The following is a 15,399-nucleotide window of genomic DNA, read 5'->3' as shown; positions in this document are numbered from 1 at the left end:
TCATTGCTCAATCAAAGTGATACCAATAAACGTGAGGTCGCCGCGTGATGATCAGAAAAACCCTCGATACCGACATTCCCGCTGTCATGGCTATCTATGACGCGGCCCGCGCCTTTATGCGCGCGCATGGCAACGCCACGCAGTGGCCCGAGGGCACGCCTTCTGCCGAGCAGCTGGCTGCCGATATTGCCGCTGGTGGCAGCTATGTGTGCGAAGTCGACGGTCGCGTGGTGGCGACGTTTGCCTTTTTGCCTGGTCCGGATGAGTGCTATGACGTAATTGAGGACGGGCAATGGCGCAGCGACACTCCATACGCCGTGCTGCACCGCGTGGCGTCCGACGGCACCGCGCACGGTATCACGGCCGCGATGTTTGCCTTTGCCAAAGAGCGTGCCGATCACCTGCGTATCGACACGCATCAGGACAACCTGCCCATGCAGGGGGCGAGCCTCAAGGCGGGGTTTGAGCGTGCCGGCGTCGTGTACGTGTCGGACGGCACGCCGCGTGTTGCGTTTGACTGGCTGCGCGAGGCGTAAGAGCGAGGGCGTGTATCAACAATTCGCACGAACGAAAATGGCCCCGGGTGGGGCCATTTTCGTTCGATGCACTGTTTTGAAAGCCGGCTTTCGCAAGGCGCGAACCTACGAAAATCGCCGCGCGGCAACGCGGGGCGATGAGCTCGGTCGGGGGATAGGGCCCGCTTCGCCCGCCGGCCCGTAAATTGTATCATCCAGTGTGGAACGAGAGCGCCCGTTGCCGCGTGCGATGGGCTTGCAATAAGAGGAGAGCCATGTCGAAGCAAGCGGTCGTTGGAATCTTGGCGCATGTCGATGCCGGCAAGACCACGCTGGCCGAGGCCATGTTGTTCAACGCGGGTCGCATTCGCAAGCGCGGCCGCGTGGACGATGGCGATTCGCATCTGGACACTAACACGATCGAGCGCGAGCGCGGCATTACGATCTTCTCGTCGCAGGCCGTGCTCGACTATGGCGATACCCACGTCATGCTCGTTGATGCGCCGGGGCATGTCGATTTTTCTGCCGAGGCGGAGCGCACATTGCGCGCACTCGACTACGCGATTTTGGTTGTGGGCGCCAACGACGGCGTACAAGGGCACACCGAAACCCTGTGGCGCCTGCTTGCGCGCTATGACATTCCGACGTTCATCTATATCAACAAAATCGATTTGGAGAATCCCGGCCGCGAGGTTTTGCTGGCACAACTTGGGCAACGTCTTTCCGAGGGCTGCCTGGATGCCAGCGAACTGCTGGCGGGCGGCGCCGTTCAGGAGGACGCTGCTGCGTTGGACGAGGCGGCGCTCGAGGAGTTTCTTGAGGCGGGCGAGCTTTCTGTTGCAACGCTGTCGTGCATGGTTGCCGAGCGCAAGCTATTTCCCTGCTTTGCCGGCTCGGCTCTCAAGGACCAAGGCGTGGACGAGCTGCTGGATGGCATATGCGCGCTGATGCGCGAACAGGCGTGGCTCCCGGAGTTTGCCGCGCGCGTCTATCGCGTCAGCCGCGGGGATCGTGGCGAGCGCTTGGCTTGGGTTAAAGTGACCGGCGGCACGCTGCATGCCAAACAGATGATTGACGGACGTTCCGGCGCCGAGGCATGGGAGCAGAAGGTCGATCAGGTCCGCATCTATAACGGCGAGAAGTATGAGCTTGCCCAAGAAGTTGCCGCTGGCGGTATTTGTGCCGTGACGGGTCTTGCGCACGTTCGCCCAGGGGACGCCTTGGGCGCGGAACCCGCGTGCGATGCGCCCGTCATTGCGCCAGTTCTCACCTATACGGTGCTTCCGGGCGAACACGACGTCCACACGGTGTTCAAAGCATTGACTGAGTTGGCGGATGAAGATCCTATGCTCGGCGTAAGCTGGAATACGCATCTAGAGCAGATTCATTTGCAGTTGATGGGCGCTGTGCAACTCGAGGTCGTGCAGCGGGTGTTGGCCGATCGTTTTGGCCTTTCGGTTGCGTTTGAGTCTGGCGGCATTCTCTATAAGGAGGCTATTTCGCAGCCGGTCGAGGGCGTGGGCCACTTTGAGCCGCTGCGCCACTATGCCGAGGTGCATTTGCGCCTGGAGCCGTTGCCAGCGGGTTCGGGCGTGCAGTTTGGCACCGTGACCTCGACCGACGAGCTCGATCTTAACTGGCAGCGTTTGGCACTCACCAACGCCATGGAGCGCGACCACCTGGGTGTGCTGACTGGCTCGCCCATCACCGATGTGCGCATTACGCTCACGGGCGGCCGCGCGCATGCCAAGCACACCGAGGGCGGTGATTTTCGCCAGGCCACGTACCGTGCGATTCGCCAGGGACTCATGCAGGCGCGTGAGGCCGGCGCGGCGGTACTGCTGGAGCCGTGGTATCGCTTTGAGCTCGAGGTACCGGGGGAGTGCGTGGGCCGGGCGCTCTCGGATGCCACACGCATGGGTGCCGAGTACGAGCCGCCGACGATGGCGGGAGACCGGACAAAGCTTGTGGGTCGCGTGCCAGCATCCGAGGTGCAGGATTACGCGCTGGAGGTGGCCGCCTACACGAGCGGTCGCGGGCATCTGTACCTGGAGTTCGCCGGCTATGCGGCTTGCCATGATGCCGAGCGCGTCATCGAGACTGCCGCCTATGAGCCCGAGGCCGATCTGCCCAACACGCCCGACTCGGTCTTTTGCTCTCACGGCGCCGGTTACACGGTCAAATGGTACGACGTACCCGCCGCGGCACACGTAAAGGTCGATCCCGCCACCTTCCGCCCCTGGCGTGCAGCAGACGCGGAGTTTTTCGGCCACATGTGACAAAGGGGCAGTTCCTTTTGTTCCATGCTATTGGTATAACTCGGTATAAGTTGGTATAACTATTACCAGGGTTTGCCAATCCGAGGAGGCCGACATGAATCCAAATCCCTTTAAGCCAACGGCAGGCAAGCGGCCTCCGATACTCATCGGTCGCGAGTCGGTCATCGAAGATTTCGAGGAAGGGCTCGATAACGGCGCCGGAGCGCCGGGTAGGCTCATGCTCATTACGGGAAACCGCGGCTGCGGCAAGACAGTTCTCCTGCGGGAGCTGCAACGTCTGGCCAGTGAGCGCGGATGGGCGGTTGTCTCCGATTCCGCTTCGCTTGGCTTATGCGACCGCTTGGCCGACGCGCTTCGCTCGAATAAACCCGTTGTAACGTCAATGGAGTTCGGTCCGTCATTTGGGCGGATGTCAGTCGAGGCGGCGCGAGCAAAGGGCGAGACGTTGCGAGGGCTGGTCAACGAGCGCCTCAAGAAGCTCGGTCCAGGCAAGGGCATACTGTTTGCGATTGACGAGGCTCAATCTGCGTCTATCGAGGAGCTGGCGGCTCTTGCCGTTCTCTATCAACAGGTGCTCGGAGACCAGGATGCCACGGGCTTGTCCGATAGCGACCAGCGCGGCCTTGCGCTTGTTTTTGCCGGCTTACCCAGTATGGTTGACGATCTGCTCGAAGAGCCGAGCGTGACGTTTTTGCGGCGTGCCCAGCAGCGTACGCTGGGGGCGATATCTTTGCCCAAGGTGCGCGATTCGTATATCCAGACGGTCAAAGACGCTGGTCTTTACGTTGACGCGGAGACGGCGGACCTTGCGGCGCGCAAAAGCATGGGGCATCCCTATATGGTTCAGCTGGTGGGCTATTACATGTGGCGGTCTGCTGTCCGGCGTGGCTCGCAGGTCATCGAAAGGCGCGATGTCGAGGATGGCCATGCGGATGCCGCCTCCGAGTTCTACGAAGCGGTCGACGCGCCCCTGTATTATGGATTGCGCAGTCCGCAACGCCTCTTTATCGAGGCCATGGCTGCTGACGAGGGTAAACCGACGCGTATGGCGGATATCATTGAGCGCTGCGACCGTACTCAGAGTTGGGCGAGCAAATATCGCGCAAGCCTGATTCGCGAACGCGTCATCGAGGCTGCCGGATACGGTCTCGTCCGGTTTACCGTGCCCATGCTGGGCGAGTACATTCGCGATCGAGTTTTATGGCATGAGTGATGCGACAAAGGGACGGCCCCTTTATCACATCGATATTTGAGAGACTAAATTATGGTGATTCATACTGAGCGTTTGACGCTTCGTCCGTGGCGCGAGACGGATGCGGCGAGCCTGTTTACATATGCGAGCGACCCGGATGTGGGGCCGGCTGCGGGCTGGCCGCCCCATCGAAGCATTGAGGAAAGCAGAGAGATCATTCGGACGGTCTTTACGGCGCCCCATACCTTTGCCATTTGCCTGCCTGAGACAGACGAGCCCGTGGGCAGCATCGGGCTCATGCCGCCTCGCTGTGAGTCGAACAGCCAAAGAGGCGGACTCGAGTTCGAGGTGGGCTATTGGATCGCCAAGCCATTTTGGGGCCGAGGCTTTGCTCCCGAAGCAGTACGAGCCATGCAGCGCTATGCGTTCGAAACGCTTGGCTGCAAGGCGCTTTGGTGTGGATACTATGAGGGCAATAACAAGTCGTTACGCGTCCAGCAAAAATGTGGGTTCGCGCCACATCACGTTGAGCGCGACGTGCCCTGCGAGCTTATGGGCGATGTACGCACCGAGTGCTTTACGTATTTGACCTGCGAAGACTGGCGCAGGCAGGCACGGTACGAGTAATGTGACAAAGGGACAGCCCTCTTGTCATATTCGATCAACTGGAAGGGGAGCGATGGCGGTGTCGCAACAACCAAGTGCTATCGAGGTGCGTGGTGCACGTGTCCACAACCTCAAGGACATCGATATCGATATCCCGCTGGGAAAGCTCGTGGGTATTGCCGGCGTGTCGGGTTCGGGTAAGAGCTCGCTGGCACTGGGCGTTCTTTACGCCGAGGGTTCGCGCCGTTACCTGGAGGCGCTCAGCACCTATACTCGACGTCGCCTGACGCAAGCCGAGCACGCCCAGGTGGACGAGGTGCTGCACGTGCCGGCGGCGCTCGCATTGCATCAACGCCCCAGCGTGCCGGGCGTGCGTTCCACCTTTGGCACCATGACCGAGCTCAACAATAGCCTGCGCCTGCTCTTTAGCCGCTGTGCCCATCACGTGTGCCCGCATTGCGGGGCGCGTGTGGAGCCGAGCCTTAACGTGGCCGCAGGTCTGTCGCTCACGTGTCCGACATGCGGCCGCGAGTTCTACGCGCCGAGTGCCGAGGATCTGGCTTTCAATAGTGGCGGTGCGTGCCCTACCTGCGGCGGTACCGGTGTCATGCGCGAGGTGGACGAGGCGAGCCTGGTGCCCGATGAGTCAAAGACCATCAACGAGGGTGCGGTGCTTCCCTGGGGTACGCTCATGTGGGATCTGATGAAGCAGGTGGCAGGCGAGATGGGCGTACGCACCGACGTACCGTTTAACCAGCTCACGCCTCAAGAGCGCGATATCGTGTTTCACGGCCCGGCGGTTAAGAAGCACATTCTCTACGTTCCCAAAAACGGCGAGGGGGCCACGCCGCTCGACTTCACCTATTACAACGCTGTCTATACCGTCGAGAACGCACTCGCAAAGGTCAAAGACGACAAGGGCCTCAAACGCGTTGCACGCTTTTTGCGCGAGGGGCCATGCCGTGACTGTGGCGGCACGCGTCTCTCCGAGACTGCGCGCCAGCCTCAGGTGCGCGGTATCAATCTAGCGCAGGCCGCGGCCATGACGCTTAGTGATGCGGTTGAGTGGGTGCACGGGGTGCCCGCATCCTTGCCGGCCGAGATGCAGCCCATGGCGACGGATATCTGCGATTCGTTTTTGAGTGCGGCCCGTCGCTTGGTCGACCTGGGCCTCGATTACCTTTCGCTCGACCGCGCCGGCGCCACGCTTTCCACGGGCGAGCGCCAGCGCGTGCAGCTTGCTCGCGTGGTGCGTAACCGATCGACGGGCGTGCTCTATGTGCTGGACGAGCCCTCGATTGGCTTGCATCCTGCCAATGTCGACGGCCTGGTAGGCGTGATGCGCGACCTGGTAGGCGACGGCAACACCGTGGTCGTTGTCGACCACGACACACGCGTGCTGGCGGAAGCCGACTATCTGGTCGAGATGGGCCCCGTTGCCGGAGCAGGCGGCGGTAACGTGATCGCTGCAGGTACGGTGGACGAGGTCGAACAATCGCAGGGCAGCCGCATCGCCCCGTTTTTGCGCGCAGACCCCAAGCGCTTGAGCCCGCAGGTGACTGACGAGGAAATGTTCGACCAGGGCCACATCCGCATGGCGACCGATACCATCCATACCGTCAAGCCGCTCGAAGTCGATATCCCGCGCGGCCGTCTCGTTGCGGTGACGGGCGTTTCGGGTTCGGGTAAGACGACGTTGGTGCTCGAGACGCTCATCCCGGCGCTTAAGGCGCAGGCAGCTGGCGAGCGCCTGCCAAGCCATGTGCGCTGGGTCGACGCCGAGGGTATCGCACGCGCCAACCTGATTGATGCCACGCCCATCGGCGCCAACGTGCGCTCGACGGTAGCGACCTATGCCGACATCCATGATGAGCTGCGCCGCGCTTTCGCCCGTACGCCCGAGGCCAAAGCAGCCGGCTACAAGGCGGGTGCCTTTAGCTACAATACTGGCACTCTGCGCTGCCCTACGTGCGATGGCACGGGATCGATATCGCTCGACGTGCAGTTTCTGCCCGACGTCGAGATCGTCTGCCCGGCATGTCGCGGCTCACGTTATGCAGACGCTGCTTCGCATATCCATCGCGAGGGCAAGGACGGGAGTCTGCTTACGTTGCCGCAGCTCATGGACATGAGCGTGGACGAGGCCCTCGACGCCACGGTGGGACTCAAGAAGGTTCAGGCGCGCTTGCAGACCTTGCACGACCTGGGCTTGGGTTATCTCACGCTCGGTGAGCCCACGCCGGCGCTTTCGGGCGGCGAGGCGCAGCGTCTTAAGCTTGCGAGCGAGATGGGCCGTGTGCAGGATGATGCCGTGTTTGTGTTCGACGAGCCCACGATCGGACTACATCCGCTCGATGTCCAGGTGTTGCTGAGTGTGTTCGACGGCCTTGTTGCCAAGGGCGCCACGGTTATCGTGATCGAGCACGATCTTGACCTTATCCGTAACGCCGATTACGTGATCGACATGGGACCGGGCGGTGGCGACGCCGGCGGGCAAATCGTCTGCGCCGGTACGCCGGCGGATATCGCTACTTGCTCCAGGAGCATTACCGGTCGTTATCTATAGGCGATGTGACAAAGGGACTGCCCCTTTGTCACATTGACTTCTATTTCACGCATTGAGCGGCGAGATAGTCGCGGAAGAATGGCAATTCAAAAGCGACGATTCCGCGCCCGCGTTCTCCAATGATGCCGGCATCTATCATGCGGCGTCGGTAGCGGGAGACCTGCTGCGGCGAACGCTTAAGGCGCTCGACAAGGTCGGCGGTGGTGGACTCTTCCTCGTCATCGAGCATGGCGATGAGGAATCGTTTGTCCTCCGCCGTGAGTTCCCGATAGGTTGCCGCGAGGATTCGGTCGTCCATCTCGTCGCGCGCGATTTTGATTCCCAGGTCAAAGTCGCGTGACGAGATTTCCTTCGAATCGCTTGTGAGATCCCAGGCACGGTAGCCTACGAGTTGCAATAGGAAGGGAAAACCAGAGATCGAGTGAACGGCTCTATCGATTCCCCCAGCATCTGCCAGGCGATCGTTTTCCTGGATTGTGCGAATCAAGGCCTCGCGTACGTCATAGTCGGCAATGCGACCCAGATGATATTGTTGGGCGCGGCGAAGGAACGAGACCGTCTTGTGGTTCAGCAACGTCGAGACGTTGTTGGGAAGTCCCGCCATGAGCAGGGCGACGCGTTTCCCATCGGTCACAAAGTGCTGATACGTCGCTGCAAGCTGAATCATCTCGTCGAGTGTCGGGTCCACCTCGTCAACCGTGACGAGCAGACCGGTGCCCGCCTCGTTGAGCTGGTCGATGATGTCGCTCATGCGATAACGCCAGGTTGAGGCATCGTGAACGCGATTGACCTCGATGCTGCCGAGCGGTGCAATTCCGAGGCCGGTGACTTCGAAGTGGGTGGACGAGTCGATGAGATGGGCTGCGGCACGTTTCGTCCCGAGCTCGATTTCCTCAAGCATTCCCGAGAGCGCGGTCGTCTTTACGGCTATCCAGCCGTGGGATTCCGCCCTTGTCGCGAGCGACGACATGAGAGCGGTTTTACCGGTTCCACGCGCGCCTGAGAAGATCGAGGTCAATTCTGGGCGCCTGCGCTGGCTCAAGAAGGCACGGTCCAAATCCCGAATAATCTGTTGTCTGCCAGCGAGATGGGCAGGAACCTCGCCAAAGCTAGGGGTAAACGGGTTTTCGAGGTATTCCACAATGCCCTCCTTTAGCGTCTCGGGTTAATTTCATTTTATTCTAGTTAATCTCAATTAAAAACGATTAATTTCATTTCAAAGCATAAGGTTGGCGTCGTGCGTTATCGAAGCGGTGCTTGAATAGCTTACGTTGGAGCCCGAAAATGGGTTCAACCCATTCGCGAAATTTGCACGCCCTATTGTGAGTGGGCTCTCAGATGAGCTGAAGCTGCCATCGTGCGGCTGATAGGGGCAATCATGAAAAACAGAATCTATGGGTATGCTCGAGTTTCGTCAGCAGATCAGAACCTGGATCGCCAACTGGATGCGCTGGAGCGGTTTCCGGTCCAAACGAATTTGATCTATGCTGACAAAGCGAGTGGAAAGGACTTCAGGCGTCCTCAGTACCGGCGTCTTCTTCGTCGTCTGCGCGAAGGGGACGTTTTGGTGATTAAGAGTATCGATCGATTGGGTCGCGACTACCGTGAAGTTCTCGATGAATGGCGTCGCCTAACGACGGACAAACGCGTTGCCATCGTGGTGCTCGATATGCCATTGCTTGATACACGCGAACAACCCAATGGAATTACGGGGACTTTTATTGCCGATCTAGTGCTTCAGGTTTTGAGCTACGTGGCTCAGGTGGAGCGCGAAAACATAAAGCAGCGCCAGGCGGAGGGTATCGCGTCGGCGCGTCTGCGGGGTGTGAGATTTGGGAGACCGACGCTCGAACGTCCGGATAGCTACCGCGATGTCATCAAATCATTCGAAGGAGGTGAAGTTACGAGGCGAGAGGCCGCAATGCTCCTGAACGTCAGCGCATCGACGTTCGATCGTTGGAGACGGGCGGATACGAACTGATATGACCGTTCGCCGTCTGTCCGTCCTCTTTAACTAGACATTTTGACGAGGGGAGTTTATTGCACGGAGTCCACTCCTTCCCTCGATGTTTATCCAGTTCACGCCCTGGAACCAAATAGTGCCACCGCGTTGCCAATTCGTCTGCTTTTTGACGAGGGGGCTAGATATCGTGTTTTGTATTTAAAGGAGGACAAGATGAAAAGGCATTATGGGATGGCTGCGGCGATCTCGCTATTTGCGACGGTGCTTTGTGGGGCACTTCTGCTGAGCGGCTGTTCACAGGTTGAGAAGAAAAACGATGGGCCTGATTATGCCGATGACCGTGCAATGGCCGTGATTGCTCAAGGCTATCAAAAGCGGTCTGATTACCTTGATTCACTGGGAGAGGATGCTGATCTGGGCTCGAATAAAGTGCGAAAAGAGGCAATTAAAACCGAGATCGATAACGACAAAGAACTCAAAAAGGCGTCATTTAAAGACACTAAGATGCAAGAAGACGTCATTGCCTATCTCAATCTGCTTGATAATCAGCTTGATGTTGTCAAGAAGTATGCGGAATCGGATCCCAAGTATTACGACGAATGGGAAAAGGCCTATGACGCACGATCTGCACAGCTTAAGAAACTGGTTGATCGGTATGACTTAACGGTCGATGATGAGTATCGAGATGCGTTTGACGAGCTGATCAAGAACGGTAGGACCGTGGAGGAGAAGACGCATAATGATGAGGCTATCAACGGACTGCTCTCATCGGCGACCTTTGAGAAAAGTGACGACGGCTACGGTCTCTATACGTACACCGCAATCGTCGAAAACACCTCTGACATATCGTTCGAAAACGTTTTTCTAAATGTCGCTCTTTACGATGCCGATGGTGTAAGGGCGGAAGAATGCTACGCAGATACATCCGCCTGGGCGCCTGGCGAGAAAGTGAAGTTTGAGGTAATGAGTGAGGTTGACGCTTCGAGGGTTGTACCGACAGTATCGAGTTACAGCGTCAAGGAGTAATTCGCGGGAATTGGAAAGAATGCGCGACCGTTTTCTCCGAACGGTCGCGTTTTGCATTAAGCCGTTGACAGAATGATTCGTGCCGCCATGTACACGATGGAAGATGATGGAGAAGTCGGGCCCATAAAAGAAAGGCGAAGCAGGATGACAAAAACAAACTTGTTTACAACAATAACGCAAAAGCTAATCTTTGGCGGTTTGCTGGCTGTTACGGCCGTGGCGACTGCCGGGTGTATCTGGTTGTATTTGACGCGTAATCCTACAACGGTCACCGATGATTCGATTCGCGAGGAGATCGCGCCGGTCGTAAAGCTTGTGACGTACGAATATAACTTTACGCAGCTGCTCTCAATCGATGAAGCGGGGAATCCGCTTGGGTGGGAAAACCCCTTTACGTCTAAGCGATATGTCGCAACGATTGACGGCAAGGCTGATATCGGGATCGATGCCGATAAAATGAAGATTGAAATCAAGCGGGTTGATATGAACGACGAGAACTCAGAGGTCAAGAGCGTAAAGGTTACATTGCCTCACTCGGAAATTACCTCTTTCTCAACAGACCCCAATACACTGAAGAAATATGTTGAGGACAATGGTTTTCTGAACTGGAATCAAGTAAGTACGGACGATCTGAACGGTTTGTTGAAACAGGCGAAGAAAGAGCAGACCAAGAAGGTCGAAGAGAGCGATATGCTCAAAGAATCTGATGATAGAGCCAGCGGATTGATCGAAAAACAGGTCAAAGCCCTATGCGGCGACGATGTCGATATTAACGTTACGTTTAAGTAAGGGTGAATGGTGTGTCCGATAAACGACAACAGTTTGGTGAGGCGGAGCCCGAAAAGCAGCGGAAGCCCGGTGTCGGTTCTTCTTCGCTGGAGAACATAATGTTTGGAGCATTAAATGGCGCGCAAAACGCCATTATGGGTGTGGTCAAGGAGACCCAAAAGAAATCGAGTGAATTGGCGGACGCCGCTAGTCCGTTGGCGGATAATGCGCTTAAAGGTATTACTGACTTTGCAAATGGGATTGCTTCTGCAACTGCAGCCGCGGCGAATGAACGCTACAGCGCAAAGCGACAAGAGCAACTCGGCCTGCCATCGACGCTCGTTGACGATAACGGTGATTGGGTGTTGCCCGATCCGTTGCTGACCAATCAAGAGCTTGCCGAGCTTGAGGTATTGACCGAGCAATACGAAAAGATGGTAGCGCCTTCAAAGCTCAAGCAGTTGACCGATATGGCTGGGCTAAAGATACCGGAGAATCTTCGCACTGCCGTTGGAGATGCGGTCGATGAGCTTACAAGTGAGATTCAGCAACAAGAGCTATATGCACAGGTTATGAAGCAGGTCGTCGATGGTTTCAAAGCTATCGAGGAGCAAGCTGCCAAGTACAGCGTTACTGAGGCGCAGATTGTTGAGGCCGCAAATACTACGCTTGAAGGCGTTACTATCCGTTCGATTGACGAGTTATTCATGCTTCGCAGTTTTGACGTCGCGAGGATTGCGGCAGGCGAGAACGGTAGACACTTGCTGCTTGCGGCGACCGAGGGTGCGGTGACGGGTGCTCCTGGGTTTGCCGGTTTGCCCTTCAATATCGTATTCAGCATGTTTCTCTATTATCGCGCGGTGCAGTCGGTTGCCATGATGTACGGATTTAACGTTAAAGAGGATCCGGCTGAAATGGTCATTGCGGGCGATGTGTTTTCAAACGCGATGGCTCCTTCGGCAGGCCCTGCTGATGGCATGGCTGTCACAATCGGTAAAGTGATGCTTGTAGCCGAGATGGAGGGTGTGAAGCAGACGGTCAAGAAAGGCTGGACGGCAATGGCGGCACGGGGCGGCGCGGCTATGCTTGTCACGCAGATTCGCGCCCTTGCTAATGCCGCTGCACGTAAGGCACTCGAGAATGCCGGCAAGAAGTCGCTCGAGAATAGTGTTTTCAAAAACGTACTCGAACAAATTGGCAGGAATATCACTCAAAAATCCCTCGGCAAGGCCATTCCCGTGTTTGGCGGCGTTGTCGGCGCCTTGTTTGATGTCTCGCAGATGAATCGTGTTTTGCAATATGCCAACATCTTCTACCATAAGCGGTTCATCATTGAAAAACAGGAGCGTATTGCAATACTTGTCGGTATGGAGACGGCCTCTGTGAACGGTGAGGTTGAGGCTTGCGATGCGGAAAGATAACCGACCGTGTTCTTCGATGATGGAGAACTTTGGCGGCGTTTGGTGCAAATCGGTATAGGTAGGGGTGCGGACCTAATTGCGTGACAAAGGGACAGCCCCTTTGTCACATTCCCGGAAAGCCTGTTTGGCGCAGCGCCTCGTAGAGGACGATGGCGGCGCTGTTGGAGAGGTTGAGTGCGCTGATACGATAGTCGTTCGGATTGACGAAGTTGCCGCAGATGTCCTGTTGAAGGATGGCCTCGTGGCTGTCCTCGGTATGCCCCAGCGATTCCTCGTGGGTTTCCCAGGCCTCGGCGTTGTCAAGCGAATCGCAATCGCGCAGCATCGGGATGCGCTCGCAGCACGTGGGCGCTGCAGCGAGTAGCTCCTCAGGAATGCCCGAGCTCTCGCTGCCAAAGACCAAGTAGTCGCCATCGCGGTAGGTACTCTGCGCATAGGTGCGGCGTGCCTTTTTGGTCAGCAGATGCAGGCGTTCGTCGGCAGGGGAGAGGTCATTGCGCGCAAGGAAGTCCTCCCAGCCGGCATAGGTCGTCACGTCCAAGTTTTGCCAGTAGCCCAGGCCGGCGCGACGTACCGTCTTGTCGTCGAGCGAAAACCCCAGCGGCTCCACCAGATGCAGGCGGGTGCCGGTAACCACGCAGGTGCGGCCGATATTGCCCGTATTGGCCGGAATCTCGGGCGCATACAGCACAATGTTGAACATGAATCTCCTTGGCTCAGAACGAAAAACCACCACGAAGGGCACCTTCGTGGTGGTTTGGCAGTTACATAGGCGGAAAAATGCCCGCTTGGATAAACCTAGGCGCGGTGCCAGTCGGTCAGGCAGGCATCGAGGGAGGCGATGAGCGCGTCCTTGTCCATGTGACGGCCGATGATGCACAGGCTCGTCATGCGGTCGCCCGTCTCGTCGTCCCAAATTTGCATGATCTCGGGGTTCTCGTCGATGATCTTCTGCTTCTCGCCCTCGGGCGCGGAGTCAACGAACAGGCCGTTCTCCATCAGGCGCATCTGGTGGCCGGCCTGCTCAAACATGTAGCACATGTCCGGATCACCGGTCTGCCACAGCGGACCCTTGACGCGGATGACCTCGTCGGGCCACTCCTGCTCAACAAAATCAGTGAACTTCTGCAGGTCAAACGGCTTGCGGCGCGAGTACACAAAGGTCTCGATGTCGTACTCGAGCACTTCGGGGTCGTCGTGCTCCTCGGGATGCTCCATGGCCTCGATCCAGGCGGCGGAGTTGTAGGCGCGCATAAAGTCGAAGCGGTCGGTATCGAGCAGCTCCTCCATGGGGACCTCGCCGTTTTGGGCCTCGACGATCACGGCGTCCTTCTGCAGGCTGCGCACGATGGCCTTGAGCTCGGCGATCTGCTCGGGCGTCACGGTATCGGTCTTGTTAAGGATCAGCGTGGAGCAGAACTCGATTTGCTGGATGAGCAGGCTTTCGATGTCGTCCTCGTCGATATCCTCAGCCAGCAGGTCGCGACCGCCGTTGAACTCGTCGTACATGCGGGCGCAGTCGACCACGGCCACGATGTTGTCGAGCGCGAGCTTGGGCTCGCCGCCCACCTTGGCCTCGTTGCAGAAGCTCGAGATGGTGTAGGCGATGGGGATAGGCTCGCAAATACCCGATGCCTCGATGATGATGTAGTCGAACTTGCCCGAATCGGCAATGCCCTGCAGCTGGTTGGCCAGGTCGTCCGAAAGCGTGCAGCAGATGCAGCCGTTGGTGAGCGGGATGAGGTCGTCGGTCTCGGAAAGGCCGCCGTCGGCGATAAGACTGGCGTCGACATTGATCTCGCCGATATCGTTGACGATCACGGCGGCGCGGATGCCGCCGTCGTTAGCGAGGATGTGGTTGAGCAGCGTGGTCTTGCCGGCACCGAGGTATCCGGTAAGCATGATGATCTTCACGGGTTTGTTGGGCATGTGCCCTCCTTTGTTAGACATGGCTTACAGTTGAATCTTATGCCAAACGCCTGCTCTTATACCCACGCGCCGGCAAATAACACAGGCTACTCCCAGGCTCCCCATACATCGGGGCAATAACCGACGGTGGCCTTTTTGCCGTTGCGCACGATGGGTTCGGCTAGAACCTGCTGGTTTTCGAGCAGTTTGTCGAAGCGCTGGCTAGGGGTAAGGTGCTGGATGAGCGCGAGCGTCTCCTCGTCCTTGGCCTTGGGGTTGAGCAGCTTGTCGATGCCGCCGACCGCCTGCATCACGCTCGTGAGCTCGCCCTTGCTCATCTCCTTTTCCCTAAGGTCAATAAACTGCACCTTAATGCGGCGCTCCTTAAAATAGCGCTGGGCCTTCTTGGTATCGAAAGACTTTTTGGTTCCAAAAATCTGGATATTCATGCTCCGCCGCTCTATCGAATGAAGTTGGTCGTTGCTCGATCTGCCTCGGGTGCGTTGATACCGGCGGCCTGTCCTGCCTCGATACAGCGCAGGAGCCAGGCCATGTTTTTGCCGATGTTTCGCATGGTGGCCAGGCCCTCGGCGTCCTGGGTGGCCTCGCCCGGCATGGCACCAAAGACGTTGTTCCAGTACGTGGAGGCCACCACGGGCATCTGGTTGATAGTGAAGTACTTGTTGAGTACATCGAAGGTGGTCGACGTGCCGCCACGGCGGGCGACGGCGACCGCGGCACCCGGCTTGTGCGCAAAGGCCTTGCTGCCAGCATAGAATGCGCGGTCGAGAGCCGAGAGGATGCGTCCGCTGGGATGCGCATAGTAGACGGGGGAGCCAAAGACAAAGCCATCTGCCTGCTCGGCGGCAGCGATCAGCTCGTTCACCACGTCGTCGTCAAAGGTGCAGCGGCAATCGAGCTTGCCGCACTGGCCACAGCCAATGCAGTCGCGAATGGGCTTGGCGCCCAGCTGGAACACCTCGGTATCGATACCCTCGGCGTTGAGTTGCTCGGCGACTTCGGCGAGTGCGCGGGCGGTGTTGCCGTTTGCCTTGGGACTGCCATTGACCAAAAGAACCTTCATCACAAACTCCCTCTGCTGTTGGTGACTTCTGCAGAGGATTATCGCACGATGGGGGAGGCGGTGCGGGCGCG

Annotated in this window: 14 protein-coding genes; 9 read left to right on the top strand and 5 right to left on the bottom strand. The window is 57.9% G+C overall.

The window, feature by feature from the left end:
- Positions 1 to 47: 47 nt before the first annotated feature.
- The 5 genes from DW823_RS07025 (at position 48) to DW823_RS07005 (ending at position 7,158) form a co-directional block, all read left to right on the top strand.
- Positions 48 to 536: an N-acetyltransferase gene (locus DW823_RS07025; RefSeq protein ID WP_118081363.1), complete on the top strand. Its 489-nt coding sequence runs from the start codon at positions 48 to 50 to the stop codon at positions 534 to 536.
- 254 nt (positions 537 to 790) lie between these two features.
- Positions 791 to 2,794 (top strand): translation factor GTPase family protein, encoded by a 2,004-nt coding sequence (locus tag DW823_RS07020; protein ID WP_118081361.1) that lies wholly within the window; start codon positions 791 to 793, stop codon positions 2,792 to 2,794.
- A gap of 94 nt (positions 2,795 to 2,888) precedes the next feature.
- Complete coding sequence (locus tag DW823_RS07015; RefSeq protein WP_117877078.1) at positions 2,889 to 4,007, top strand: AAA family ATPase; 1,119 nt, start codon at positions 2,889 to 2,891, stop codon at positions 4,005 to 4,007.
- 51 nt (positions 4,008 to 4,058) lie between these two features.
- Positions 4,059 to 4,613 carry a GNAT family N-acetyltransferase gene (locus tag DW823_RS07010; protein ID WP_117848225.1) on the top strand — a complete coding sequence of 185 codons (555 nt, stop codon included), beginning with the start codon at positions 4,059 to 4,061 and terminating at the stop codon, positions 4,611 to 4,613.
- 52 nt (positions 4,614 to 4,665) lie between these two features.
- Positions 4,666 to 7,158: an excinuclease ABC subunit UvrA gene (locus tag DW823_RS07005; RefSeq protein WP_117848227.1), complete on the top strand. Its 2,493-nt coding sequence runs from the start codon at positions 4,666 to 4,668 to the stop codon at positions 7,156 to 7,158.
- A 40-nt stretch (positions 7,159 to 7,198) separates the two neighbouring features.
- Here the strand turns inward: DW823_RS07005 and DW823_RS07000 are convergent, their stop codons facing one another.
- Entirely contained in the window at positions 7,199 to 8,299 is a 1,101-nt protein-coding gene (locus DW823_RS07000; protein ID WP_117848229.1) for an AAA family ATPase, read from the bottom strand.
- 237 nt (positions 8,300 to 8,536) lie between these two features.
- Here DW823_RS07000 and DW823_RS06995 point away from each other — a divergent pair, with 237 nt between their 5' ends.
- From DW823_RS06995 to DW823_RS06980, 4 genes are all read left to right on the top strand, one after another.
- Positions 8,537 to 9,139: a recombinase family protein gene (locus DW823_RS06995; RefSeq protein WP_117848231.1), complete on the top strand. Its 603-nt coding sequence runs from the start codon at positions 8,537 to 8,539 to the stop codon at positions 9,137 to 9,139.
- 195 nt (positions 9,140 to 9,334) lie between these two features.
- Positions 9,335 to 10,147: an FxLYD domain-containing protein gene (locus DW823_RS06990; RefSeq protein WP_117848233.1), complete on the top strand. Its 813-nt coding sequence runs from the start codon at positions 9,335 to 9,337 to the stop codon at positions 10,145 to 10,147.
- 72 nt (positions 10,148 to 10,219) lie between these two features.
- Complete coding sequence (locus DW823_RS06985) at positions 10,220 to 10,936, top strand: DUF4230 domain-containing protein (protein WP_117848235.1); 717 nt, start codon at positions 10,220 to 10,222, stop codon at positions 10,934 to 10,936.
- A gap of 11 nt (positions 10,937 to 10,947) precedes the next feature.
- Positions 10,948 to 12,336: an EcsC family protein gene (locus DW823_RS06980; protein ID WP_117848237.1), complete on the top strand. Its 1,389-nt coding sequence runs from the start codon at positions 10,948 to 10,950 to the stop codon at positions 12,334 to 12,336.
- Between the two features lie 103 nt (positions 12,337 to 12,439).
- Here DW823_RS06980 and DW823_RS06975 read toward each other — a convergent pair whose 3' ends face one another.
- The 4 genes from DW823_RS06975 to DW823_RS06960 all read right to left on the bottom strand — a co-directional run bounded on the left by DW823_RS06975 (position 12,440) and on the right by DW823_RS06960 (position 15,328).
- Entirely contained in the window at positions 12,440 to 13,039 is a 600-nt protein-coding gene (locus DW823_RS06975) for a tRNA (cytidine(34)-2'-O)-methyltransferase (RefSeq protein ID WP_117820871.1), read from the bottom strand.
- A 95-nt stretch (positions 13,040 to 13,134) separates the two neighbouring features.
- Positions 13,135 to 14,265 (bottom strand): GTP-binding protein, encoded by a 1,131-nt coding sequence (locus DW823_RS06970; RefSeq protein WP_118081359.1) that lies wholly within the window; start codon positions 14,263 to 14,265, stop codon positions 13,135 to 13,137.
- Positions 14,266 to 14,351: 86 nt separating this feature from the next.
- On the bottom strand, positions 14,352 to 14,693 hold the full coding sequence (locus tag DW823_RS06965) for an arsenate reductase family protein (RefSeq protein WP_117769844.1): 342 nt from the start codon (positions 14,691 to 14,693) through the stop codon (positions 14,352 to 14,354).
- 11 nt (positions 14,694 to 14,704) lie between these two features.
- Positions 14,705 to 15,328, bottom strand: a complete 624-nt coding sequence (locus tag DW823_RS06960; protein WP_117820872.1) for a flavodoxin family protein — start codon at positions 15,326 to 15,328, stop codon at positions 14,705 to 14,707.
- Positions 15,329 to 15,399: the final 71 nt, after the last annotated feature.

Origin of the sequence: Collinsella sp. AM34-10 (assembly GCF_003469185.1) — a bacterium.
GTDB lineage: Bacteria > Actinomycetota > Coriobacteriia > Coriobacteriales > Coriobacteriaceae > Collinsella.
Note: the sequence above shows the minus strand (reverse complement) of the source record. Positions and strands in the feature narration are given on the sequence as shown.